20 protein-coding genes and 2 tRNA genes are annotated in these 23210 nt (G+C 50.6%); 12 read left to right on the top strand and 10 right to left on the bottom strand.

Features of this window, described 5'->3' with window-relative positions; all coding sequences use genetic code 11:
• Nucleotides 1-6 precede the first annotated feature (6 nt).
• The 6 genes from HNR75_RS07460 to lptD are packed head-to-tail and all read right to left on the bottom strand — an operon-like array spanning nt 7 to nt 6748.
• Nucleotides 7-837 (bottom strand): symmetrical bis(5'-nucleosyl)-tetraphosphatase, encoded by an 831-nt coding sequence (locus tag HNR75_RS07460; RefSeq protein ID WP_188026366.1) that lies wholly within the window; start codon nt 835-837, stop codon nt 7-9.
• 38 nt (nt 838-875) lie between these two features.
• Complete coding sequence (gene apaG, locus HNR75_RS07455) at nt 876-1247, bottom strand: Co2+/Mg2+ efflux protein ApaG (protein WP_188026365.1); 372 nt, start codon at nt 1245-1247, stop codon at nt 876-878.
• Nucleotides 1248-1257: 10 nt separating this feature from the next.
• Nucleotides 1258-2064: a 16S rRNA (adenine(1518)-N(6)/adenine(1519)-N(6))-dimethyltransferase RsmA gene (rsmA, locus tag HNR75_RS07450; RefSeq protein ID WP_188026364.1), complete on the bottom strand. Its 807-nt coding sequence runs from the start codon at nt 2062-2064 to the stop codon at nt 1258-1260.
• Complete coding sequence (gene pdxA / locus HNR75_RS07445; protein WP_188026363.1) at nt 2061-3050, bottom strand: 4-hydroxythreonine-4-phosphate dehydrogenase PdxA; 990 nt, start codon at nt 3048-3050, stop codon at nt 2061-2063. Before pdxA ends, rsmA begins: the two co-directional genes overlap by 4 nt.
• Complete coding sequence (gene surA / locus HNR75_RS07440; protein WP_188026362.1) at nt 3047-4357, bottom strand: peptidylprolyl isomerase SurA; 1311 nt, start codon at nt 4355-4357, stop codon at nt 3047-3049. Before surA ends, pdxA begins: the two co-directional genes overlap by 4 nt.
• Nucleotides 4358-4372: 15 nt before the next feature.
• Nucleotides 4373-6748, bottom strand: coding sequence for an LPS assembly protein LptD (gene lptD / locus HNR75_RS07435; protein WP_188026361.1), 2376 nt, complete (start codon nt 6746-6748; stop codon nt 4373-4375).
• A gap of 138 nt (nt 6749-6886) precedes the next feature.
• Between lptD and HNR75_RS07430 the strand changes: the two genes are divergently transcribed.
• The 3 genes from HNR75_RS07430 to djlA are packed head-to-tail and all read left to right on the top strand — an operon-like array spanning nt 6887 to nt 9373.
• Nucleotides 6887-7870 (top strand): aminoglycoside phosphotransferase family protein, encoded by a 984-nt coding sequence (locus tag HNR75_RS07430; RefSeq protein WP_188026400.1) that lies wholly within the window; start codon nt 6887-6889, stop codon nt 7868-7870.
• Complete coding sequence (gene murU / locus HNR75_RS07425) at nt 7867-8535, top strand: N-acetylmuramate alpha-1-phosphate uridylyltransferase MurU (RefSeq protein WP_188026360.1); 669 nt, start codon at nt 7867-7869, stop codon at nt 8533-8535. Before HNR75_RS07430 ends, murU begins: the two co-directional genes overlap by 4 nt.
• 1 nt (nt 8536) lies before the next feature.
• Nucleotides 8537-9373, top strand: coding sequence for a co-chaperone DjlA (gene djlA / locus HNR75_RS07420; protein ID WP_188026359.1), 837 nt, complete (start codon nt 8537-8539; stop codon nt 9371-9373).
• A gap of 49 nt (nt 9374-9422) precedes the next feature.
• On the opposite strand, the gene HNR75_RS07415 is transcribed toward djlA, so the two are convergent.
• Nucleotides 9423-10085 (bottom strand): RluA family pseudouridine synthase, encoded by a 663-nt coding sequence (locus HNR75_RS07415; protein WP_188026358.1) that lies wholly within the window; start codon nt 10083-10085, stop codon nt 9423-9425.
• Between the two features lie 74 nt (nt 10086-10159).
• A complete protein-coding gene (gene rapA / locus HNR75_RS07410) occupies nt 10160-13036 on the bottom strand; it encodes an RNA polymerase-associated protein RapA (RefSeq protein ID WP_188026357.1) in 2877 nt (958 codons plus the stop codon).
• Between the two features lie 288 nt (nt 13037-13324).
• Between rapA and HNR75_RS07405 the strand changes: the two genes are divergently transcribed.
• The 6 genes from HNR75_RS07405 (at nt 13325) to HNR75_RS07380 (ending at nt 17382) form a co-directional block, all read left to right on the top strand.
• A tRNA-Gly gene (locus HNR75_RS07405) sits at nt 13325-13398 on the top strand.
• Between the two features lie 130 nt (nt 13399-13528).
• The gene (locus tag HNR75_RS07400) at nt 13529-15556 is read left to right on the top strand and encodes a SpoIIE family protein phosphatase (RefSeq protein WP_188026356.1); all 2028 of its coding nucleotides are present in this window, start codon (nt 13529-13531) and stop codon (nt 15554-15556) included.
• On the top strand, nt 15557-16105 hold the full coding sequence (locus HNR75_RS07395; protein WP_188026355.1) for a SiaB family protein kinase: 549 nt from the start codon (nt 15557-15559) through the stop codon (nt 16103-16105).
• Nucleotides 16106-16114: 9 nt separating this feature from the next.
• Nucleotides 16115-16489, top strand: a complete 375-nt coding sequence (gene siaC / locus HNR75_RS07390) for a biofilm regulation phosphoprotein SiaC (protein ID WP_188026354.1) — start codon at nt 16115-16117, stop codon at nt 16487-16489.
• Nucleotides 16490-16491: 2 nt separating this feature from the next.
• Nucleotides 16492-17220 (top strand): GGDEF domain-containing protein, encoded by a 729-nt coding sequence (locus tag HNR75_RS07385; RefSeq protein WP_188026353.1) that lies wholly within the window; start codon nt 16492-16494, stop codon nt 17218-17220.
• A gap of 87 nt (nt 17221-17307) precedes the next feature.
• Nucleotides 17308-17382, top strand: a tRNA-Gly gene (locus tag HNR75_RS07380).
• Nucleotides 17383-17512: 130 nt separating this feature from the next.
• Here the strand turns inward: HNR75_RS07380 and HNR75_RS07375 are convergent.
• Nucleotides 17513-18139 carry an NADPH-dependent F420 reductase gene (locus HNR75_RS07375; protein ID WP_188026352.1) on the bottom strand — a complete coding sequence of 209 codons (627 nt, stop codon included), beginning with the start codon at nt 18137-18139 and terminating at the stop codon, nt 17513-17515.
• Nucleotides 18140-18388: 249 nt separating this feature from the next.
• Between HNR75_RS07375 and HNR75_RS07370 the strand changes: the two genes are divergently transcribed.
• Nucleotides 18389-19285 carry a LysR family transcriptional regulator gene (locus HNR75_RS07370; RefSeq protein ID WP_188026351.1) on the top strand — a complete coding sequence of 299 codons (897 nt, stop codon included), beginning with the start codon at nt 18389-18391 and terminating at the stop codon, nt 19283-19285.
• Between the two features lie 47 nt (nt 19286-19332).
• On the opposite strand, the gene HNR75_RS07365 is transcribed toward HNR75_RS07370, so the two are convergent.
• Complete coding sequence (locus HNR75_RS07365) at nt 19333-20532, bottom strand: multidrug effflux MFS transporter (RefSeq protein ID WP_188026350.1); 1200 nt, start codon at nt 20530-20532, stop codon at nt 19333-19335.
• A gap of 298 nt (nt 20533-20830) precedes the next feature.
• Here HNR75_RS07365 and gltX point away from each other — a divergent pair, with 298 nt between their 5' ends.
• A complete protein-coding gene (gene gltX, locus HNR75_RS07360; protein WP_188026349.1) occupies nt 20831-22237 on the top strand; it encodes a glutamate--tRNA ligase in 1407 nt (468 codons plus the stop codon).
• A gap of 70 nt (nt 22238-22307) precedes the next feature.
• Nucleotides 22308-22961 carry a TIGR04219 family outer membrane beta-barrel protein gene (locus HNR75_RS07355; RefSeq protein WP_188026348.1) on the top strand — a complete coding sequence of 218 codons (654 nt, stop codon included), beginning with the start codon at nt 22308-22310 and terminating at the stop codon, nt 22959-22961.
• The last annotated feature ends 249 nt before the right edge of the window (nt 22962-23210 follow it).

Here is a 23210-nt window from a genome sequence, read left to right as displayed (position 1 = left end):
TTCTTTTTACTCCCCGCCACTGGCATAAGCCGGGCAATTAAGGCTGAACATCGCATTATCCTCCCAGCGCCACAGTGTGAGCTGATTACCCCAGACACAGCCGGTATCGAGCGCTTTTATCGTTGGTAACGGACATTTGCCCATCAAGGCGGCCCAGTGGCCGAAAACCAGATGTGGCTCATCAGGTGCGGCCTGGCGCACTTCAAACCAGGGGGCCAACTGTGCCGGTTTATCCTCCGGCGATTCCTTGCATTTAAACTCCAGGCTGCCATCAGTGCGACAAAACCGCATACGGGTAAAGCTGTTGATGATATAGCGCCAGCGGGGCAGGCCTGTTAATCGGTGATCCCAGTGAGAAGGTTCTTCACCATACATATGCCCCAGCAGCCAGTTACCCTGATCACTGCTGAGTAACATTTCTACTTCCCGGGCACAATGACGGGCTGTCGCCAGATCCCACTGAGGGGATAGGCCGGCATGCGTCATCATGACGGGTAAAACAGGATGTTCAGCCATAATAGGCCGGGTACGTAACCAGCTCATGAGTTCATCACAATCCGGTGCAGTCAGAATATTCTCGGTTTTGTCTTTTTTCTTGGGGTGTGCATGACCGGCTGCAACGGCTAATAAATTCAGATCATGATTACCAAGGACTGTAGTGGCTCTGTCGCCTAATCCATGGACAAAACGCAGTACATCCAGTGATTTCGGTCCGCGGGCAACCAGATCGCCTGTCAGCCAGAGCTCATCATTTAGGGGGTTAAATTGTGCCAGTGCCAGTAGTTGCTGTAATTCATCATTACATCCCTGGACGTCGCCAACAAAATAGGTTGCCATACATCAACGCTCTAAATAGCAGAATAACGCGTGAGATCTCAGTTGATCAGATGGGGGACGGCCAAAGCAAAAGGTGCAATGGTGACCTCAAACAACTGATCGTTATATTTATTCAGGAAGGTATAACTACCCCGCATACAGCCAAACGGTGTTTTCAGTAGTACACCACTTTGATACGTGTAGGACTGGCCGGCCGCGATCACTGGTTGCTGACCGATAACGCCTTGTCCCTGCACCTCGGTGTGCTGCTCGTTGGCATCACTAATCAGCCAGTGACGATCCATCAGTTGTACATCGTCATCTGTCTGATTATGGATAGTTATTTCATAACCAAAGGCATACTGAGCATCGTCGGGTGCAGACTGTTCAGCAATATAGAACGGGCGCGGTGTGATCTGTATGCCTGGCATGGTTCATCCTTTAGCGGTGAGTAGTCAGCCAGTTAGCAATACTGACAAATTGAGCCAGCGTCAAGTTTTCAGGACGCAGATTCGGATCAATATTCAGCTCTTCCAGCTGTTCTGCAGTGATAAAATTGCGGAAACTGTTGCGGATGGTTTTTCTGCGCTGACCAAACCCTTCCTGACAAACCCGGTGTAAATCTGCCACGTTTAACGCTTCGTATGGCCGTGTCTGATAAGGCACCAGCCGTACCACAGCCGAGTCTACTTTCGGTGCCGGCTTGAATGCATGCGGGCCAACTTCCAGCACGGGTACAACCTGGCAGTAATATTGTGTCATTACCGTCAGACGGCCATAGTCTTTACTGTTCGGGCCAGCAGCCAGACGTTCCACAACCTCTTTCTGCAGCATGAAGTACATGTCGGTAATATGCTGCGATTTTTCCAGCAAATGGAAAATCAGGGGGGTTGAGATGTTATATGGCAGATTACCGAAGATACGCAGCGGACGCCCTGGTTGAGCCAGTTCATCAAAATTGAATTTCATCGCATCGGCTTCATGCACGATCAGCTTGTCTTTCAGGCGAGGGTGCTCACGCAAGCGGGCTGCCAGATCGCGGTCGAGCTCAACGACATGCAGTTTATCTATCTGATCACAGACCGGTTCGGTTAGTGCACCGAGTCCGGGACCGATTTCCACCATCACATCACTCTGACGGGGCGCGATGGCGGATACGATAGAATCGATCGTGTATTGATCATGCAGAAAGTTTTGGCCAAAACGTTTACGGGCGTGGTGGCCGAGGTGAACCTTGTCGTTAATCATTGTTTATGAGATACCATTGAAATCGCTTGTTGTAATGCTGTCAGCAGGCTGCCGTTATTGCTCTTGCCGCTGCCAGCCAATTCGAGTGCCGTGCCATGATCCACCGAGGTCCGGATAAACGGTAACCCCAATGTGATATTTACCGCGCGGCCAAATCCTTTGTATTTTAATACAGGTAATCCCTGATCATGATACATCGCCAGAACGGCATCAGCCCGCTGCAGATATTTGTCCTGGAACAGGGTATCGGCGGGCAGAGGGCCTTCTAATGAATAGCCTTGGGTGCGCAATTCATTCAGTACAGGCTCAATGACCTCGATTTCCTCCCTGCCCATATGACCACCTTCACCAGCATGCGGGTTCAGTCCGCAAACCAGAATATGTGGCGTGGCGATACCGAACTGGTGTTGCAGGTCATGTTGCAGAATATCGATAGTCCGGCGAAGGCTTTCCGCGGTAATGGCATCGGCGACATCACGCAGTGGCAGATGGGTGGTGGCCAATGCCACTCGCAGCCCCTCTGTGGCCAGCATCATGACGACCTGATCAACACCGGCCTGCTCGGCAAAAAACTCGGTATGTCCACTAAACGGGACACCAGCGTCATTGATCACGCCTTTATGTACCGGGCCGGTCACCAGGGCTGCAAATTCACCACTGAGACAACCTTCTGCGGCCCGCTGTAATGTTGCCAGTACATATTTGCCGTTGCGTTTGTCCAGCTTGCCGGCAGAGACCGGCACCAGCAAAGGCACTGAACAGACCGTTAAAACACCGGCTTGCTGTGCTTGTGCCGGCTGGCTGGCATCATAAAAGCGGATAGCAATCTCTTTGCCCAGCATGGTTGCCCGTTGCTGCAATAAAGCAGGATCCGCCATGATCACCAGTTCGACCGGCCATGCCTGTTCCGCCAGTGTCAGAATCAGATCCGGGCCGATCCCGGCTGGCTCACCCGGTGTAATTACAATACGGGGGATAGTGGTCATTGTTTGTCACTCTCGTCCATGAACTGGATAAAAGCCTCATCACGCAGTTCGTCAATCCAGGTCTGAGCTTCTTCTGCAAAACGACGATTGTAAATCAGCTGATAGGCGCGGTTTTCCAGAGCTTCCGGTGTGTTGGCCTGATTCCGGCGACCTTCTACCTGGACAATATGCCAGCCATGCATGGTTTTGAATGGCTGACTGAATTCGCCAACCGGTAATTTTTTCACCATGTCCCGGAACTCCGGCACATACATCTCCGGATTCGCCCAGCCGAGCTCTCCGCCTTTGGTGGCCGAACCGGTATCGTCAGAATATTTCTCTGCCAGCTTGGCAAAGGTTGCTTTGCCTGACTGAATGTCCCGCAGGAAACTTTTCAGCATTTGTTCCGCTTTTTCGTCACTGAGGATAACGGATGTTTTCAGCAGGATATGACGAGCATTGACTTCCTGCAGTTCAATCGCCTGTTGTCCCTGGATATCTTTTACATGGATGATATGCAGACCCGCTCCGGAACGTAAGGGTCCGATAAACTGGTTTTTATAGGCCCCGCTGACTGCTTCCGCCATCAGGGAAGGCATTTCCTCCTGCGTCATCCAGCCCCAGTCACCGCCATTCAGCGCCTTATTATCTGCACTTTCAGCGACAGCCATCTGGTGGAAATCAGCACCTTTTTTCAGTTGTTGCAGCAGTTGTTTGGCTTTTTCTGCGACACGCTGCTGTTCTGTCCGATCCGCATCCGCTGGCAGGCTCAGCAAAATATGCTCAATGTGGAAACGCTGCCCTTTACTGCCTTGTTCACTGATCAGTTTTGCTAACTGCTTCACTTCCTGGTCAGTAATATTGATCCGCTGACGCAACTGGTTACGGCGCACTTCAGAGATCAGCATCTCTTTGCGGACTGTTTCCCGGAACTCGGCGGGGCTTAAGCCTTCACGTTCTGCCTTTGCCTGCATGTCTGCCGCGCTCAGCCCTTTTTCTGCGGCGAGGGAGGCCAGCGTCTGATCCAGCTGGCTGTCGCTGATCCGCAAACCCTGGCGTTGAGCCAGTTGCAGAATCAGACTGTCTTCAATCAGACGATCCAGTATTTGTCTATGCAGCTGATGATAGGGCGGCAGGCTCTGATTTTGCGCGGCGGCGTCAGCCTGCACTTTATGCATCAGACGATCGACTTCGCTTTGCAACACAACGTCTTTGTTTACGATGGCAATGACATTATCCAGCGATTGCTGAGCAGCCTGACTGCATAATGGCAACGCGAATAACACGCCAGCCAGTAACCATTTCGGTAAAAAGTGTTTTAACTGCATGAAAAAATACCTTACTTAGTCGTTAAGGTTAAATGGTCGGGAGTAGGGCAGCAACCGGGTATTCAGGTTGTACTTCGGTCCGTTACCAACACTACCCAGTCCCTTGAATTCAAACTGTAAACCATATGAGGTTTCAATTTCTCTGGTTTCTGAGGTTGAGTAGTTATCCCGTTTATTATTGCGTTCAAAGGTAAAATTCACAGCCCAGCAACAGGAATCGTAACGGGCACCCAGCAGGCTATCAACACTTTGTCCGGTCTGGACATCCCGGTAATGCGCCCCGATCAATTGCCAGTCACGTGTAATTGGGAATTTAACGACAGCACCGAGCTGACTGATATCTTCCCGATCGTCATAGGTATCTACGACATAGTTCTCTTTGCTGACAAAGCGGTAGTTTAACTGCGTAATATATTTTTCCTGCTGATATTCGACCGCACCGTTACCGGAAGACACTTTTTTGCTTTCGGTATCATATTCAATACCGGTATGGGTGTACCAGTCATCGGTCGGATGTGTATCCGCCCGCAGTGACAATAATGAGCGGGAATTGGTTTGTACCTCATCATTCGGCAGCAGCGTCACTTTCGGTGCAACCAGGTCATACGCCTGACCAACGGTAAAACGCATCCGCTCGGTGTTTTCACTGTCAAACAGACGGGTGGTGACACCATAACTGACACGGTTGGCATCACTGATACGATCCAGTCCGGCAAAACGGCGATCACTGAACAGATTGTAATAATCGGACTGCATGTTGGTGGTGTCATACAGACCAATATTGTTCTGGTTTTCGTACGGAATATAGAGGTACTGGATTTCCGGTTCCAGAGTCTGGGTAAAGGCTTGATCATTAAACGATGTTTTACGATCGAAACTCATTCCGCCATGAACCCGGGCTTCCGGCAACGTACGGCTTACGCTGGATTCCAGACTGTCCATGCCCAGATAACTGCTGTAAAAGGATGACATATCATCAGGGATATCCTGCTGATAGTAGGTTGCCATCAGTTTACCTTCCACCTCCAGAGAATAGCCCGGTGCCTGTACTATCGGTACCAGCATGGCAGGTTCGGCATGCAGACGCTGGCCGGTATAGGCTTTATATGTTTCTGAACGATTGCCGAAGTTTGCGGCTTCAGAGTTAAAACTGAAACTGTATTTATCGGCGGTGTGATACTGGTTATAGGTGACCTGTGGCAGCAATTGATGCGGTGCCGGTGTATTGGGCAGCAGGATCTGATAATCCCGGACTTCTGTTTTCAGGTTCCAGTCCTGCTGATAGTAACCCACACTGGTGGATTGCAGCAGCTGGTTGTCAACAATCTGGCCGACCGGCGGATGTAAATCGTTAAAATAGTTGTAATCGTTTTCAGCAACCCGGGTGTAATCCAGATTCCAGCGCAGATCACCGTTTTTAAAACCGGAGTTATGATTGATATTGGCCAGCCAGCGCGGGTTTAGTTCCTGATCGCTGATTTTCCGGTCGTTCGCCATATATTCGGTATAAATGGTACCGCTGTGTCCGGCTGCAGGCAGATAGCGGAATTCGATTTGCTCCATGGTGCCGCGGTTTGACATCACCCGGGGGGTCAGGGTCATATCGTAGTTCGGGGCAATGTTCCAGTAATAGGGTGTACTGACATCGAAACCATTCGTACTGTTATAGGTGAAGTTCGGGTAGAGCAGCCCTGACTTGCGTTCATCTTTGACCGGGAAGGTAATATACGGCGTGTAAAATACCGGGATGCTTTTCAGCCATAAGGTGGCATTCCAGGCTTCGCCAAAGACTTCTTCCTGATTCACGTTCACTTCACTGGCACTGAGCCACCAGCTTTCCTGCCCGACCGGACAAGTTGTGAACCGGGCTTTACTCAGCGTCAGTGCTTTTTTCTCGTTATCAAGATGAATTTTTTCAGCTTCGCCACGCGCAGGAGAGCCGTGCAACTGATAGGTTGCATTGTCAATCTGTGATTCTTTGGTATCCAGGTTTGTGGTCAGCTGATCATTACTTTTCAGGGTGACCTGACCATCACGGTAAAAAATATTACCGTGCGCCAGGACATTACGGCTGACCTGATCCAGTTCGGTATAATCTGAGCTGAAATATTTATTACCCTGGCTAACCTCAACACCACCTTCATAAACGGCTTTTCCGTCACGGATGGCATTCAACTGATCGGCGGATACTTCGACAGGCGTTGTCCGGCTATACTCGGTGGCTGTTGCCGGCGGAACATCGCTGTAGCAACGTTCATCAAATGCGCCCGCCCGGAGATTGGGGGGTACTTTTACGCCGTTATCCGCTGCCTGCCCTGTGTGTGGTATGAATGCGAATCCGGCAGAAACAGAGAGAAGCGCCGCAGTAATAGCGTTGATACGAAACACCATTGGTTAATTCATCCCCTGGCAACTGAAGCACATACCCTTTCTGCGGTTGTGCTTTCACGGTCATTCTTTTATGGTAGCAGGCTATGATAAAGCATTATTCCGATAACGGCTAACACCGAGTAAGAGCCTGCCTGCATGATGAGCCAACGTCACGCCCTGTTACAACAATGGGCACAACAAATCGAACAGAATTCTGACTTAACTTTACAACTAATCTCCGGCGATGCCAGCTTTCGCAGGTATTATCGTGCCGCTGGCTGTATCTGGGTGGATGCGCCCCCCGCAACGGAAAAAAACCGTGAGTTCATCGCCAATTCAGCCGCTTTGCTCAATGCGCAGATCAAGGCACCTCAAGTGCTACATGCGGATTTGGACAATGGTTTTCTCTGTGTTTCCGATTTAGGTGACCGATCACTATTATCCTGTCTGTCAGAAGCTTCGGTGACAGTATGGTATGCCAGAGCATTGCAGTTATTGCCGAAATTCACTCAGGTTGATCTAGCGTTGCCAGAATTTGATGCTGAATTCATGGCAAGGGAAAATGCTATTTTCCCGGAATGGTTACTGGAAACGCATTTGCAGCTTGTTTTGTCGGCGGAAGAGAAAGCGCTCCTGGCGGACACGTTTGCATTGCTGACAGAAAATAACCTGTCGCAGCCCCAGGTGGTGATGCACCGTGATTTTCATAGCCGTAACCTAATGGTGACGGATGACGATGCGTTGGCGGTGATTGATTTTCAGGACATGGTGCTGGGGCCTCTGACTTATGATGCGGTTTCTCTGCTGAAGGATTGCTATTGCCGCTGGCCGGATGAAGTCATTGCCCATGGTACTCAGCATGTCTGGCAGTTGTATGCCGATAGCGGGATACTGGATGGCAATACCGATCCGGCGCAATTCAGACAATGGCTGGATTTGACTGGTATGCAGCGTCATCTCAAGGCGGCAGGCATCTTTGCCCGCTTACATCATCGTGATGGTAAATCAGGTTATCTGAACGATATTCCACGTACACTGGGTTATGTCCGTGATGTCGCGGCCAGTTATCCGCAGTTGTCAGTTTTTTCCGACTGGTTACAGCAACGTGTTCTACCGGCATTCAAGATGGATGTCTCTGTATGAAAGCGATGATTTTAGCTGCTGGCCGTGGTGAACGGATGCGGCCATTGACCGATCATTTACCCAAGCCTTTATTGGCGGTGGGTGGTAAACCACTGATCCAGCATCATATCGAAAAATTAAAGACAGCAGGTATCACAGAGCTGGTGATCAATCATGCCTGGCTGGGTCATAAGTTGGTGGCGTATCTGGGCAATGGCTCGGCATTCGGTGTGACGATCAGATGGTCAGCGGAAGGGGACTCAGGGCTGGAAACGGCCGGCGGTATTCGTCAGGCGCTGACGTTGCTGGGACATGAACCTTTTCTGGTCGTGAATGGTGATATCTGGATTGATACGGATTACCGGCAGTTCAGTACCTTCCGGCTGGCAGAGCAGGATCACGCGCATGTCTGGCTGGTGGATAATCCGCCGCAGCATCCGCAAGGTGATTTCAGTTTATCCGGCGATCGGGTTGAAGATCGTCCCGGGCTGACGTTTAGTGGTGTCGGTATCTATCGTCCGCACAGTTTTCTTGTGTTGCAACCGGGCGTACATAAGCTGGCGCCGTTGCTGCGGCAATGGATGCAGGAACAACGGGTTGCCGGTTCACACCTGAAAGCAGACTGGCGGGATATTGGTACGCCGCAGCGGTTACACGAGTTAGATCAGGAATTACAGCGAGGTTAGCATGCCGATGAAAGGCAAGATTATCGGATTTCTGATCGGGTTATGGATCCTCAATATTCCCGGTGCATTACTGGGGCTGTGGATTGGTCATATCTACGATCAGGGGCTGCAGGCCCGGCGCAGCGGATTCGGCCGCTGGCGGACGCCGACCCGGGAAGAGCAGGCGTTGTTCCTGCATACGGCATTTGCGGTGATGGGGAATATCGCCAAAGCGTCCGGACGGGTCAGCGAGCAGCAGATCCAGGTTGCCATGTTGTTCATGGACCGGATGGGGCTGAGCGGTGAGCTGCGCCGGGGTGCTCAGGATTCATTCCGGCAGGGGAAGGAACCGGATTACAACCTGGAAGAAGCCCTGGCTTTGTTTCGTAGTTCCTGCCGGGGTCGTCCGGATTTGTTACGGGTGTTTCTTGATATGCAATTGCAGGCGGCGTTTGCAGACGGATCTTTGCATCCGGCCTCCCGGCAGCGCCTGCTGGAAGTTGCCGAGCTGCTCGGTTTCTCCCGTTGGGAGCTGGAACAGTTACTGGCGATGACCGAAGCCGGGTTTAACTTTTCCCATCAGGGATACCGGCAGCAAAGTTATTCCTCCGGCGGTGCGCAGCAGCAAGCAACCCCCCCCCGGGATCGTTTACGGGATGCCTATGCCATTTTAGGCGTTTCTGCCGAGGCTTCTGACGGTGACGTCAAGAAAGCGTATCGCAAGCAGATGTCGCAGCATCATCCGGACAAATTGGCTGCCAAAGGCCTGCCGCCGGAAATGATGAATATGGCCAAGGAAAAAGCGCAGGAAATTCAGCAGGCATGGGAGCTGATAAAGCAAGCTCGGGGAATGCGCTGACAATGCATGCCGGTAGCGGCAGAGTATCAGCGCATTCGTGACGGACTGTTTAAAGCGGGAATGGCGCCGGGGCTTCAAAACGCATCTGCTCGCCGGTGACCGGATGATAAAAACTGAGCATGGCGGCATGCAGCTGTAAATGCGGCACCAGATCCTGTGCTTCTTTCGGTGCGTACAGGTGATCACCGAGGATTGGGTGTCCCAGTTGCTGCATATGCACGCGCAGCTGATGAGAACGGCCAGTGTAGGGCGTCAGTTTCATCAGTGTGCGATCAGCTTCCACCCGAACACGGTGCCAGTGGGTTTGCGCCGGGCGGCCATGTTCATAATTGACATGCTGCAGCGGACGATTTTCCCAATCCACACATAAAGGCAGGTCAATTGTGCCTTCAGTTCCTTCTACCTGTCCCCAGACCCAGGCGTAATAAAACTTTTCGGTTTTACGTTCCTGAAACTGTTTACCCAGAATACCGGTCGCTTTGGCATATTTCGCCATCAGGATCACACCGGATGTACTCATGTCCAGCCGATGAACACTGCCTGCCTCAGGGCAACGCTGCCGCACCCGCCAGGCAATGCTGTCGGCATGCTCGGCCGCTTTTCCCGGAACACTGAGTAACCCGCTGGGTTTGTTCATCACAATGATGTGCTCATCCTCATACAGGATGTCGAGATAAGGCTCCATTGGTGGATTGTAAACAAAGGTACTCATGTGTTTTCCGCGTATTCAGAGGGTAAAAAGGGTGCCGGGATAAGGCACCCTGAGTTGGGCTATTTTGCCGCAGATCACTGGTTGGTGACTACTACAAAACGGATCGCATCCAGCTTAAGTTGCGTCTGATTCAGTAAATGGTTCAGTTCCTGCTGCAACGATTGCAGGTGTTCCAGTTCACTGTCACGTACCGATGGATTGATCGCTTTCAGTTGTTCCAGACGGCTCAGTTCCGCATTCAGCGTATGTTGCATGGTATGACGGGCTTCAGCGACGATCTGTTCCATGCGCGGATGGGCAATCTGCTCAGCTCTCCCGATCAGCTCGTGGATCACAGATTGAGAGGTTGCTACCAGCTTGCTGGCCAGCTGACGGTTAATTGGCATCAGCTGACGGTGGAACTGTTCAAAACCAACCTGTTCACCGACATTGCTACCGTTTTTATCCAGCAGCAGCCGGATTGGTGTCGGCGGCATGAAACGGTACAACTGAGGATGGCTGGCTGATTCCGCCACATAGATCAGTTCAAGGAAAATGGTGCCGGCAGGCATCTTGCTGTTTTTCAGCAATGACACTGCGGAGGAACCAATTTCTGACGCCAGTACCAGATCGATACCGCCACGGATCATCGGATGATCCCAGGTCAGGAAACTCAGATCTTCACGGCTCAGCGCGACATCTCGCTCAAAGGTCACGGTGACGCCATCTTCCGGCAGCCCAGGGAAACTCGGGATCAGCATATGATCGGTCGGGGTCAGCACTACCGCCTGTTCACCACGATCATCCTGGGCGATACCGATGTCATCAAACAGATGCAGGGCAAAGGCCACCAGGCTGGTGTCGTCATCCTCTTCCGCCAGCTGTTCAACCAGTTGGTGAGCATGAGCACCACCACTGGACTGAATTTCCAGTAGACGATCCCGGCCCTGTTCCAGCTTGGCTTTCAGTTCATGGTGCATCGTCCGGGTTTTTTCCAGCAGAGGAGACATGGCATCATCACTGCTCTGGTTTTCGGCCAGCAGTGTGAACAGCTGTTCCTGCACTTCATCAAACACCACACGGCCGGTCGGGCAGGTGTGTTCAAAAGCATCCAGACCTTCGTGATACCAGCGGATCAGCGTGCGCTGCGGGGTTTCTTCCAGATAAGGCACATGGATCTGCACCACGTTTTTCTGACCGATACGATCCAGACGACCGATACGCTGCTCCAGCAGATCCGGGTTCAGTGGCAGGTCGAACAGTACCAGATGACGGGCAAACTGGAAGTTACGGCCTTCAGAACCGATTTCGGAGCAGAGCATCACCTGAGCGCCACCATCCGGATCAGCAAAGTAGGCGGCGGATTTATCGCGTTCCAGCAGGCTCATGCCTTCGTGGAACACGGTACAACGCACCCCTTCACGGGTACGCAGGGTGTTTTCCAGTGTCAGGGCTGATGCCGCTTCGGAACAGATCACCAGAATCTTTTCATGGCGTTCGGTTTTGATCAGGTTCAGTAACCAGTCAACGCGCGGATCAAACTGTGTCCAGGACGCGTTATCACCTTCAAACTGACCGAAGATTTTTTCCGGATAGAGATAACGTTTGGCTTTCGCCAGCGCATCCCCGGTATTGCCACCCATCATGCCCATTACGCGGATGGCAGTTTTGTACTGCTCCGGCAGTGGCATGGCATATGAATTCAGTTTGCGCACCGGGAAACCGGCACTGGCGGCCCGGGTGTTACGGAACAGGATTCGACCGGTGCCGTGACGATCCAGCAGGTCTTTCAGGACTTCATCGCGATATTCTTCATTCTGCAGCTGAGCGGCATCCAGCTCCGGCAGCAGGTTTTTCAGTATGGCAACCTGATCGGCATTCAGGGCATCGCCACTCAGCAGCGGCTGGGCAGCATCCGCCACCTGACCATAGGCCTGTTCTTCGGCCACGAAAGCGTCGTAGTCATAAAAACGCTCCGGATCGAGCAGGCGCAGACGGGCAAAATGGCTGGCATGACCCAGTTGATCCGGGGTTGCGGTCAGCAGCAATACGCCCGGGATCTGTTCGGCCAGCGATTCCACGATCTGATATTCACGGCTTGGCGCATCTTCGCTCCAGACCAGATGGTGCGCTTCATCGACGACCAGCAGGTCCCACTCGCATTCCTGAACCTGTTCAAAACGGGCTTTTTTCTTGCGCAGCCAGTCAAGACTGCAGATCACCAGCTGTTCGGTATCAAAAGGATTTACCGCATCGTGTTCGGATTCGACGCAACGCTCTTCATCGAACAGCGAGAACATCAGATTGAAGCGGCGCAGCATTTCAACCAGCCACTGATACTGCAGCGATTCCGGCACCAGAATCAGTACCCGGTGTGCCCGGCCGGACAGCAGTTGCTGATGAATGATCATGCCGGCTTCGATGGTTTTACCTAAACCCACTTCGTCAGCCAGCAATACGCGCGGCGCATGCCGATGGCCGACTTCACGGGCAATATGCAACTGATGCGGGATCAGGCTGACACGGCCACTGGCCAGTCCGCGGGTCGGGCTACGGCGACGGGCATGCTGATGGACCAGCGCTTCATAACGCAGGGCAAAACGGGAATGACGATCAATCTGACCGGCAAACAGGCGATCCTGCGGTTTGTTGAATTTGATGAAGTTATTCAGCATCACCTCACGTAGTGATACTTCGGCACCGGTATCAACGCGGGTACCGTGATAAGTTACCAGACCGTCGGCTTCTTCCACCGCGCGAACGTCCATCTGCCACTCTTCGTGACTGGTGATGCGATCGCCTTCGTTAAAACGAACACGGGTCACGGGCGCACTGTCTCGGGCATATAAACGCTGTTCACCGTTAGCAGGAAACAATAGGGTAACCATACGTCCCTCTATTGCTACTACGGTACCTAATCCAAGATCAGTTTCGGTATCACTGATCCAGCGTTGGCCTAGTGCAAACGACATCTATAACTCCACATGTATCAATAAAATAAAAACGAAAGCAACTGTCTGACAGTTTCGGCGACGGGTCGGTATAGCAGCTGGACGCCTGACCCGAAAAGGGGCGCTATATTACCCGAAGCTTATCCAAGGGTCATCCGTAATCAGGTAAAGTTTTTTACTGTGATACAGATGAGTCAGAGATGAAAGGATAGTTCAAAAAACGCTCAACCGCTTGATCATATTAGCAGAATTTGATGTCAGAGGTTGCCAGACAGGGCAGGTTTGGTTAATCTGTCAAGGCACCTCAGTGCGGGCGTCGTATAATGGTAATACCTAAGCTTCCCAAGCTTATGCCGTGGGTTCGATTCCCATCGCCCGCTCCAAATTCATTCGAATCTGATTTATTTATTCCTTCATCCTCCTATTTTGTTTATAGTTCTCAACCAGCTCTCATTGGGCAACTTTTTGCATCTGTTCATCACCCATTAACCTCTGAAAATCAGTGGAGTGGTTATGCCATTATTGCTGGGCAGCCTGCGCGGGAAATTTGTTTTCTGGATGTCCGCAGTTTTTATTATTGCTTTGTTACTGGCCTTCGGCGCGTTTCGCAGTGTCAGTGACACGATCATTGTCGCACTGGGTGATCGCTTTGCCGAAAAGCAGGCGTTATATGATAAATCCCGTATCCGTTCGCCGTTGCAGAAAGAAATCACGCTGGCACGGAAAATGGCGGATTCTGCTGTGTTGCAGGCATGGGCTAAAAATGAAAACAATCCTCAGTTAAAAGCGGATGCATTAAAGGAATTTGATAATTACCGCCAATATTTTTCTGATGGTAGTGTTTCTTTTATTGTTGATAAATCAGGGCATTATTATTTCAATAATCTGAGGAATGATTTTTCCGGGCAGGAACTGCGTTACACGCTGAACCCTGCTGTTGCGGCGGATCACTGGTATTACCAAATCCGGCAACAGGCTTTTCCGTATACCCTGCAGGTCACGCCAGATAATAACCTGCAGATCACGAAGATATGGGTCGATGTCCCGCTCAGGACAGCGTCCGGCGAATTTATCGGCCTGATCAGAGCCGGGATCCCGCTGCAGAACTTTATTCATGATTTTCTCCGGAATAACGAGGAGGCGATCACCAATATCCTGATTGATGAAAATGGCGCGATACAGGCACATCCGGATGCATCACTGATCGAAATGAGTGGTGATAACAGCGCAGAGGCTGCCCGTTTTACTGTTTTCAATCTGCTGGATCTTGAAGATGACCGTATCGAGCTGCAGGCTGCGCTGGATGCGCTGCGCATGGTCCCTACCCAGGTGCAGACACTTTATCTGACGTTTCGGGGCGAACGCAAACTGGTCGGTATCGCCTATATGCCGGATCTGCACTGGTTCAATATTACCGTGATGGATATTGATACTTTGTTGGGTACACATACCTTTACGCCGATGTTTATTGTGCTGATCGCGGCGTTGCTGATGGCCTTGCTGGCCGTGGCCGGTGTGCTGCAATTCTTTGTTTTGCGCCGGATTGCAGTACTGGATAGTGCGGCCCGTAAAGTTGCTGCCGGTCATTATGATGTTCAGCTGTCCAGCCGGGAAAATGATGAGTTAGGGCGGCTGGCCGCCGGATTCAATCATATGGCGGTGATGATCCGGGATAACACTGCCAAACTGGAACTGCGTGTCGCTGAACGAACCGCAGAATTACAGCAGGCCAATGAGCTGCTGGCTCAGAAGAACAAACAGATCCTGGATTCGATTCGTTACGCCAAACTGATTCAGACTGCGATTCTGCCACGTTCCGATCTGCTGTCGCGCTATCTGCGGGATCACTTGGTCATCTGGGTACCGCGGGATGTGGTGGGCGGTGATTTCTACTTCTTACATCCGGCGCAGGACGGATCCTGTTTTCTCGGCCTGGCTGACTGTACCGGGCATGGCATTCCCGGTGCGTTTATGACCATGACGGCACATGCTGTCTTGCGTCAGGTGCTCAGCGAGTCGGATGGATTGCCACTGTCTTCGATTCTGACGCTGATTGATGAACGTCTGCGCCAGACGCTGCAGCATACCGGGGATATGGACGCGCTGAATTACGGGATGGATATCGCCCTGTGCAGACTGGATGCGGGAACGCTGGAATATGCCGGATGCGGAATTGATTTGTGTCTGGTGAATGAAGGTGTGCCGTCGGTCATTAAGGCGACGCACCGCGGATTAGGCTATCGCCTGAATCCGAAAAAAATGAAGCCGATTACCGTCCATCATATTAACTCCGCTGAACAGGCCAGTTTTTATCTGGTCAGTGATGGTTTGCTGGATCAGGATGGGGGTGACGAGGGATTTGGTTTTGGACGTGAGCGTTTCCTGAATCAGATTACCGGCTGGGCTGATTTACCGATGAGTCAGCAGCAAACATTATTAGTTGAATTACTGGAAAGTTACCGGGGACAACGCGCACAACGGGATGATATTACGGTCTTCGGTTTTTCAGTAAATACGCTGTCTCCGGATGAGGGAATCTAAATGCAGAAAATCAGTCTGTTATCGTTACATCAGCAATTTGAAAATGCCAATATTCAGATCTGTTTTAACGGGCCGTTATCGCACAGTATTATTGAAGAGCTGGGGCTGGCTGTCCGCCGTTATCTGGAAAGTGAAACGACGGGCAGTGAAAAAATGATGGATGTCTTTTCGGTTTATATCGAACAAACGCAAAATGTGCGGAATTATGCCCGTTGCCAGCAAGCCGAATCAGAAAGCGATGCGGTTTATAATGCGATTACCTTAATGATCGGACGTGAAGATAATAATTACGTGGTGATGTCCGGTAATGTGGTGAATAAAAATGATCTGACCAAGCTGACCGGGAAAATAGATCATCTGCGGTCGTTGGATATGGCGGGTCTGAAAGTTTTATATAAAGAGCAACGTCGTAAACCTGTTATGGATAATGCCTCCGGTGCCGGATTGGGTTTAATCGATATGGCACGGAAAGCTAGTCAGCCACTGGCCTATGAAGTACAGGAAATAGATAACAACACTGCATTCTTCACATTAAAAGCAGTGGTATAGGGGTAAAAAATGGAATTACTGAGCCGGGTTGCCAGCATATCATCACCAGCCGTTTATTTTGATCCGGATAATGGTCAATTAACCATGTCGGGTGAGAGTTATCCTGAAAATACGTTTGAGTTTTATGCGCCCATCATTAGCTGGTTAAAAACCTTTATTGCCGAAAAGGATCTGGCAATAACGCTGAATCTTGAACTGGCTTATCTCAATACCGGAAGCGTTAAATGTCTGATGGATATTTTTGATCTGCTGGAAGACGCTTTTCAGGAAGGGCGGAAAATATCGGTCATCTGGCGATATCATCAGAAAAATAGTCGTGCGCTGGAAACGGCGGAGGAGTTCAGCGAGGATTTGACGCTGCCTTTCCAGATCGAGGCGTTATAACCATGAATGCGCAGGATGAAACATCACAACCCGTTGTTCCGGCGGAGCGTTATCACCATCTGGAAACACAATACGCCGGACATCCGCTATTAACCGAGCTGACCGCATTGCACCTCCAATATCAGCGGCTGGAACGACGACTGAATAAAATAGCCCGGATTGGTGATCTCATGCAGGCGCAGATCATGGATCTGAATTCCGAACTGAATAAGCGGGCTGAAACGGATCCGTTAACCGGTTTGTATAACCGGGGTGGTCTATATCCGCAGATGTCGGCCTTGATGGAACAGCTGGCGCTTGGACAGTCGCGCTTCGGACTGCTGTTGCTGGATCTGGATTATTTCAAGGAAGTGAATGACCAGTTTGGCCATCTGCATGGTGATCAGTTGCTGATCGCGGTGGCGGATATTCTGCGGGCGGTCTGTCCGGCTTCGCATATCTGTGCCCGTTGGGGCGGGGAAGAGTTTCTGGTGCTGATGCCGGATTGTTGCGACGACTCGCTATTCGCGCTGGCCGGAAATCTTATGCAGGCTATCCGGCGTATCCGTCTGCCGGGTGACGATAACCGGTACCTCACCGCCAGCCTCGGTGCCTATTTATGCCGTGAAACCGAGACGATCGACGAGAGTATCCGCAAAGCCGATCTGGCTATGTATAAGGCAAAAGCGCAAGGTCGGAATCAACTGGTGGTTTATTCGCCGGAATTGGATGAAACAAGGGTTGTTCTTTGATCCTGACTTTGATAGATTAGCCGTCGCCTTATCAACCGGTATGTAACGCTCTGATGTTACTGTATTTTATTTAACCGGTCATGCCTTGCGGGCATCGTATAATGGCTATTACCTCAGCCTTCCAAGCTGATGATGCGGGTTCGATTCCCGCTGCCCGCTCCAATATCTTATTCCCAGCTGTATAGCCCCATAATCTCGCCGTATCAAGATAGTTCTTAACTTCAGTTGAACCTCTTATCATTGAAAAGACGCTTAAAAAAAAGGCATAGCAAAATTGCCATGCCTGAATATATTACGCACGAGGCCACATTGGCGCAGAAACCGGGCCCCAGCCGAGGAAGAATCCAAAGTGAATATTCATCTCGCCAATCGGCTCAATGAAACGGCTGTTGCTTAACGGGCCGGCATCGACTGCATCAAAACCCAGTGATGCCACTAATGCAGAAACCTCTGCTTTGACACTGGCATCATCAGCGGCAACGAAAACCTGTAGCGTTTTGCCTGCGCGTGCTTCGGTTGGCAATAATTGAGCAAAAATCGTATTAAACGCTTTAACGACTTTAGCCTGTGGCGCCAGTTTCTGAATTTCTTCTGCCGCCGAAGTGGTGTGACCCACGGTCAACCCCTGAAAATCAGGCGTGATCGGGTTCGAGATATCAATGATGATTTTCTTTGACAGATCACCAGCGGCTTTCAGTGTTTCTTCTGCGAAAGGGAACGGGATCGCCAGGATCACGACATCCGCCATTTTTACCGCAGCTTCAACATCACCGCCTACTGCACCATGACCAATTTGTGCGGCCAGTGCAGCGGCTTTTGCCATATCGCGGCTGCCGATGATCACTTCATGTTTCGCCTGAGCAAGAACCGATGCCAGACCTGAACCCATATTACCTGTGCCAATCACTGCTACTTGCATTGTTTTTCTCCTCTGTGAATATGCAATTACTATAAAAAGACTGGCAGGGCTGGATAAATGACCGTCTTGATTCAACACTTGTAATGAATCATTTCAAATCTGATTGGAAACATCCTGTTGTTAATGTGTAAACATTTTGGCTATTTATCCCAATAGACAGTTCCGTTATGGTGAGACGATTTTCGTCAGAAATCGCCTGTAAACGGTGCTGTTTCATGAGCTTGCACCCGATGTGACGTGGAGAAAGCAATGGATCGTTTGTTCAGCATGACGGTATTTGTCAAAGCGGTAGAGCTGGGGTCGTTCTCAGCAGCTGCTGATGCCCTGCAGATGTCACCGCAACTCGTTGGTAAAAATGTCCGGATGCTGGAACAACATCTGGGTGTGCGGTTGCTGAACCGGACTACGCGCAGCCAGCATCTGACCGAGATCGGCGCTACTTTTTATGAACGGGCCCGGAATATTCTGGCCGAAATGGAGATTGCAGAGGGGCTGGCTGCAGAGACGCGCGTCGTTCCCAAAGGAAAGCTTCGCATCAATGCATCTGTGACCTTCGGTATTCACGCGCTGACACCCAAAATCGCGGAGTATATGCAGTTATATCCCGAAGTGTCGGTCGAGCTCAGTTTATCGAATCGCTATGTAGATCTCATCGATGGGGGATTCGATGCCATTTTCCGTATCGGTGAACTTTCAGATAGTGGCTTGATCGCGCGACAGCTGCGACCATATCGCCTGATTTTATGTGCATCCCCCCGGTATCTGGAAACTCACGAAGCCATATTATCACCCAGTGATTTACCTCAGCATGAATGCCTTGGCTTTTCACATACGGAACTGCGGACAACCTGGACATTCGATGGCCCTGCCGGGCGCGAATCCGTACAGGTAAAAGGGCGTTTGATGTCGGACAGCGGTGAAGCCATCGTCGGAGCTGGTTTGTGCGGGGCGGGGGTCATGCTGCAACCGGCTGAACTGGTCACGCCTTATTTGCAATCGGGTCAGCTCGTGGAAATTCTGCCTGACTACAAAGCGCCGACTCGTCCCATGCATCTGGTGCATACACCGGATCGACGAATGACCCCGAAATTGCGCAGTTTCGTCGATTTCATCATCGCCAATTTTGGTATCAATTCGTATGAATAGGTATCTGTTCTCATGTTGAGCCGGTGCGGCCTGTCGATTGCGTATTTTTAAATGTTCTTCCTTGCAAATAACCAGGTCAGAAACGTCAGCACCGTGCTGATAAACATGATGAATCCGGTCGATACAAAAGAATCACCAATACCAACCAACGGAGAAACTAACGCTCCCATCAAGAATGGAAAGAACCCTGCAACCGCAGAGGCGCTACCGGCATATTTCCGTTCCATCGCGATGGCAAGACTCGATGCGCCGGGTGCCAGTACACCGTAATTAAAGCCATAAGCGAACAGACAAATTTCTACCAGCCAGAGACTGCCATTGGTCATGACCAGGATATAAAGCGCAACCCCGACAATGACCGAACTGATGATCCCGAACTTAACACCAGCTTTTTGAGAGAGCTTACTCGCGATATATGCACCAAGCGCAAAACCTGCCGCATTGAAAGAAAAGATGAGGCTAAACGCCATTGAGCTTAACTGATAATGTTCCTGAAAAATAAAGGGTGATGCAGCAATATAAGCTACTAATCCGGCAGTCATGAAGCTCAAGACGCCTGTTAACAGCATAAATGGCCCATTTTTCATAATGGCTAAGTAGTTCATATAAGAAGACACTATTTCACCATCATGGCGTTTATTAATGCTCAGTGATTCCTGAAAGCGCAGGCAAGCCATAAACAGCAATATACCCAGCCCAGCCTGAAATACAAAAACACCTCGCCAATCAGTTATTTCGAGCAGCAGAGAACCAATTACAGGCGCGATAATCGGGGCAACACCGTTCACGCTCATTAATAAAGCAAAGAAGCGCGCCATCTCCGGGCCTTCATATAAATCAGCCGCCGCAGCCCGGGCAATCACCACACCACCGGCAGAAGATATGCCTTGTAAAAAGCGGAAAGAAATCAGTGACTGCATATTTTCAGCCATGACAATGCCGATACCGCTCAGGGCAAAAATACCGATACAGATCAGCAGGGGCATTTTACGGCCATATTTGTCGCTCAACGGTCCGATGATCAGTTGGCCCACAGCCAGACCGACCATGCATGAGGTCAGGCTCAACTGAACGGTTGGCATGCTGGTATCAAAGTAAGTCACGACACTAGGCAGGGCTGGCAGGTACAAGTCCATGACAAAAGGACCAATGGCTGCAAGCACACCAAGAAACAAAACCAGAAAAAGACGGCTGTTATTTACCGTGATGTTTGGGGGGGTATCAATGGCTTCACTGGATATGTTCATCTTACTTACTCTTTCAAATTTGCATTTATTACAGCGCACTGTATGTGTCGTTAATTCGTCAATAAAGTGTGTTTTTGTTTCAATATTCCAAACATTTTGTTTCTAATAGTCATGTGAATATTTTTTGTGGCTGAAAAAAGGGTTAACAACTTGAAGTGGTCGGTTTCCGCTGATTTTCCCCTATCTCCCAGCTGTGATGATTCTTCAAATGCTGCCGAAGGTTTTTCTCCGGCAATGCCAGTGTTAGAATGTGATCTGTCCTAAAATCCTGAAAATTATTCCAGTCACAAGGAAGCCCATGAAAGTCAAAACCCGTTTTGCGCCGAGCCCGACTGGCTTGCTGCACATTGGTGGTGCCCGTACTGCACTCTATTCCTGGTTATACGCTAAAAATCAGGGTGGCGAGTTTGTTCTGCGTATCGAAGATACTGACACTGAGCGTTCTACTCAGGCCGCTATTGATGCCATCATGGAAGGGATGACCTGGTTAGGTTTTGACTGGGATGAAGGCCCGTATTATCAGACCAAACGTTTTGACCGTTACAACCAGCTGATCGATCAACTGCTGGCGGAAGGCAAGGCGTATAAATGCTACTGCTCGAAAGAGCGCCTGGAAGCGCTGCGTGAACAGCAGATGGCGAACGGTGAAAAACCGCGTTACGACGGTCGTTGCCGTGACAGCGATGAACAACATGCGGATGATGAGCCGTATGTGGTGCGTTTCCGCAACCCGCAGGAAGGCGTTGTGGCGTTTGATGACCATGTGCGTGGCCGTATCGAATTTGCCAACACTGAGCTGGATGACCTGATCATTCGTCGTTCTGACGGCGTGCCGACTTACAACTTCTGTGTGGTGGTGGATGACTGGGATATGCAGATCACCCACGTGGTGCGTGGTGAAGACCATATCAACAACACGCCGCGTCAGATCAACATCTATAAAGCACTGGGTGCGCCGGAGCCGGAATTTGCTCACGTTTCCATGATTCTGGGCGATGACGGTGCCAAGCTGTCCAAGCGTCACGGTGCAGTTGGTGTGATGCAATACCGCGATGACGGCTATCTGCCGGAAGCAGTGCTGAACTATTTGGTACGTCTGGGCTGGTCTCACGGCGATCAGGAAATCTTCACCCGTGAAGAGATGATCAAGCTGTTCAGCCTCGACAACATCAGCAAATCAGCGTCGGCATTCAACACCGAAAAACTGAAATGGCTGAACAACCATTACATCCGTACCATGGATCCGGCCTATGTCGCTTCACATCTGGAATGGCAGATGAATGACCTGGGTATCGATTATAAGAATGGTCCGGCGCTGACCGAAATCATTACTCTGCTGGCGGAACGCTGCCAGACCCTGCGTGAATTAGCAACGCAGAGCCGTTATTTCTACGAAGAATATGAAGCCATTGATGAAGCGGCGGCGAAGAAACATCTGAAAGCCGCGGCGCGTGAACCGTTGGCCCTGATCCGCACCAAACTGGCGGCGCTGGAAAGCTGGGAAACTGAACCGCTGCACCATGTGATTCAGGATACCGCGACCGAGCTGAATCTGGGCATGGGTAAAGTGGGCATGCCATTGCGTGTTGCTGTTACCGGTCTGGGTCAGTCACCGTCGATTGATGCGGTGATGAAACTGGTAGGTAAAGAGCGCGTACTGGCTCGTCTGGACAAAGTCCTGGCCATGTTGCCGGCGGCAGAATAAATTTTGATAACCAGAAGCGGATAACCCAGAAGGTGTCCGCTTCTTTGTTAATAATAATGGGAGCTCCAACATGAAAAAATACAGTCTAAGTCTGCTGGCAGCGTCTGTACTGGTTGCTGGTGCCGCACAGGCTGCTGATGATTTCAGCATCGGTGCCGGTCTGGACTACATGTATTCCGACATGGATGGTACTGCAGAAGGCAAGGATCGTAATTATTCTTCTAACAGCCTGTGGACGACATATGTTGATTTCCGTCATCCACTGCTGATGGTGCCGAATGTGAACTTTCAGGCAACAGACGTCTCTTCTGATGCATCTGACTTTGATAACAAGCTGAAAACCTACGATTTCGCGCTGTATTACTCTCCACTGGAGCTGGACACGCTGACCCTGAACGCCGGTCTGAACCTGCGCAGCTATGATGGTACGCTGAATCATCACCATGATTATTCCAACGACACCATCATGCTGTACGGTGCTGCAGAAACATTGATCCCAGGTACCGATCTGGGTGCGTTTGCTGATATGCGTGTTTCACATTGGGATGGCGACCATTCTCACGACTGGAAAATGGGTGTGAGCTATGTGGTCTTCCCGGACGATATTCTGAAACTGAAGCTGCGTGCCGGTTACCGGAATATGCGTGTGAATTACACCGAAGACGGCGTGCAACTGGATCAGCATCTGGACAACTGGTTCCTGGGTGCAGAACTGCGTTATTAATTTTTTCGATAAAGAAAAAATATAAAACCGGTAAAAGAAAAGAGGATGTCTATAACGGCATCCTCTTTTTTATTGTTTTTTTTCATAATGTTACTCTGTTTTTACCGGATTTGGGTTGTTAAAGCCCATTTTGACGGGGGAAAACACCTATCTATATCCATAAACTGACTATAGATATGACATTTCTATATTAAGAAATTCGATTAATTCTTTGTGAAGCACCAGTTTTGCTTGTAAGCTAACCTCATT

Origin of the sequence: Tolumonas osonensis (assembly GCF_014202415.1) — a bacterium.
In the GTDB taxonomy this organism is placed as follows: Bacteria; Pseudomonadota; Gammaproteobacteria; order Enterobacterales; family Aeromonadaceae; genus Tolumonas; species Tolumonas osonensis.
This window is presented reverse-complemented; position numbering and strand designations above follow the sequence as displayed.

What these genes read in the sequence shown, in the direction of transcription:
- rsmA (WP_188026364.1), bottom strand. Translation starts at nt 2,064, where the DNA reads ATGATTAACGACAAGGTTCACCTCGGCCACCACGCCCGTAAACGTTTT.
- HNR75_RS07365 (WP_188026350.1), bottom strand. Translation starts at nt 20,532, where the DNA reads ATGAACATATCCAGTGAAGCCATTGATACCCCCCCAAACATCACGGTA.
- siaC (WP_188026354.1), top strand. Translation starts at nt 16,115, where the DNA reads ATGGAATTACTGAGCCGGGTTGCCAGCATATCATCACCAGCCGTTTAT.
- HNR75_RS07370 (WP_188026351.1), top strand. Translation starts at nt 18,389, where the DNA reads ATGGATCGTTTGTTCAGCATGACGGTATTTGTCAAAGCGGTAGAGCTG.
- apaG (WP_188026365.1), bottom strand. Translation starts at nt 1,247, where the DNA reads ATGCCAGGCATACAGATCACACCGCGCCCGTTCTATATTGCTGAACAG.
- HNR75_RS07415 (WP_188026358.1), bottom strand. Translation starts at nt 10,085, where the DNA reads ATGAGTACCTTTGTTTACAATCCACCAATGGAGCCTTATCTCGACATC.
- HNR75_RS07460 (WP_188026366.1), bottom strand. Translation starts at nt 837, where the DNA reads ATGGCAACCTATTTTGTTGGCGACGTCCAGGGATGTAATGATGAATTA.
- HNR75_RS07400 (WP_188026356.1), top strand. Translation starts at nt 13,529, where the DNA reads ATGCCATTATTGCTGGGCAGCCTGCGCGGGAAATTTGTTTTCTGGATG.
- lptD (WP_188026361.1), bottom strand. Translation starts at nt 6,748, where the DNA reads ATGGTGTTTCGTATCAACGCTATTACTGCGGCGCTTCTCTCTGTTTCT.
- murU (WP_188026360.1), top strand. Translation starts at nt 7,867, where the DNA reads ATGAAAGCGATGATTTTAGCTGCTGGCCGTGGTGAACGGATGCGGCCA.
- surA (WP_188026362.1), bottom strand. Translation starts at nt 4,357, where the DNA reads ATGCAGTTAAAACACTTTTTACCGAAATGGTTACTGGCTGGCGTGTTA.
- HNR75_RS07375 (WP_188026352.1), bottom strand. Translation starts at nt 18,139, where the DNA reads ATGCAAGTAGCAGTGATTGGCACAGGTAATATGGGTTCAGGTCTGGCA.
- pdxA (WP_188026363.1), bottom strand. Translation starts at nt 3,050, where the DNA reads ATGACCACTATCCCCCGTATTGTAATTACACCGGGTGAGCCAGCCGGG.
- HNR75_RS07430 (WP_188026400.1), top strand. Translation starts at nt 6,887, where the DNA reads ATGAGCCAACGTCACGCCCTGTTACAACAATGGGCACAACAAATCGAA.
- HNR75_RS07385 (WP_188026353.1), top strand. Translation starts at nt 16,492, where the DNA reads ATGAATGCGCAGGATGAAACATCACAACCCGTTGTTCCGGCGGAGCGT.
- djlA (WP_188026359.1), top strand. Translation starts at nt 8,537, where the DNA reads ATGCCGATGAAAGGCAAGATTATCGGATTTCTGATCGGGTTATGGATC.
- HNR75_RS07355 (WP_188026348.1), top strand. Translation starts at nt 22,308, where the DNA reads ATGAAAAAATACAGTCTAAGTCTGCTGGCAGCGTCTGTACTGGTTGCT.
- gltX (WP_188026349.1), top strand. Translation starts at nt 20,831, where the DNA reads ATGAAAGTCAAAACCCGTTTTGCGCCGAGCCCGACTGGCTTGCTGCAC.
- HNR75_RS07395 (WP_188026355.1), top strand. Translation starts at nt 15,557, where the DNA reads ATGCAGAAAATCAGTCTGTTATCGTTACATCAGCAATTTGAAAATGCC.
- rapA (WP_188026357.1), bottom strand. Translation starts at nt 13,036, where the DNA reads ATGTCGTTTGCACTAGGCCAACGCTGGATCAGTGATACCGAAACTGAT.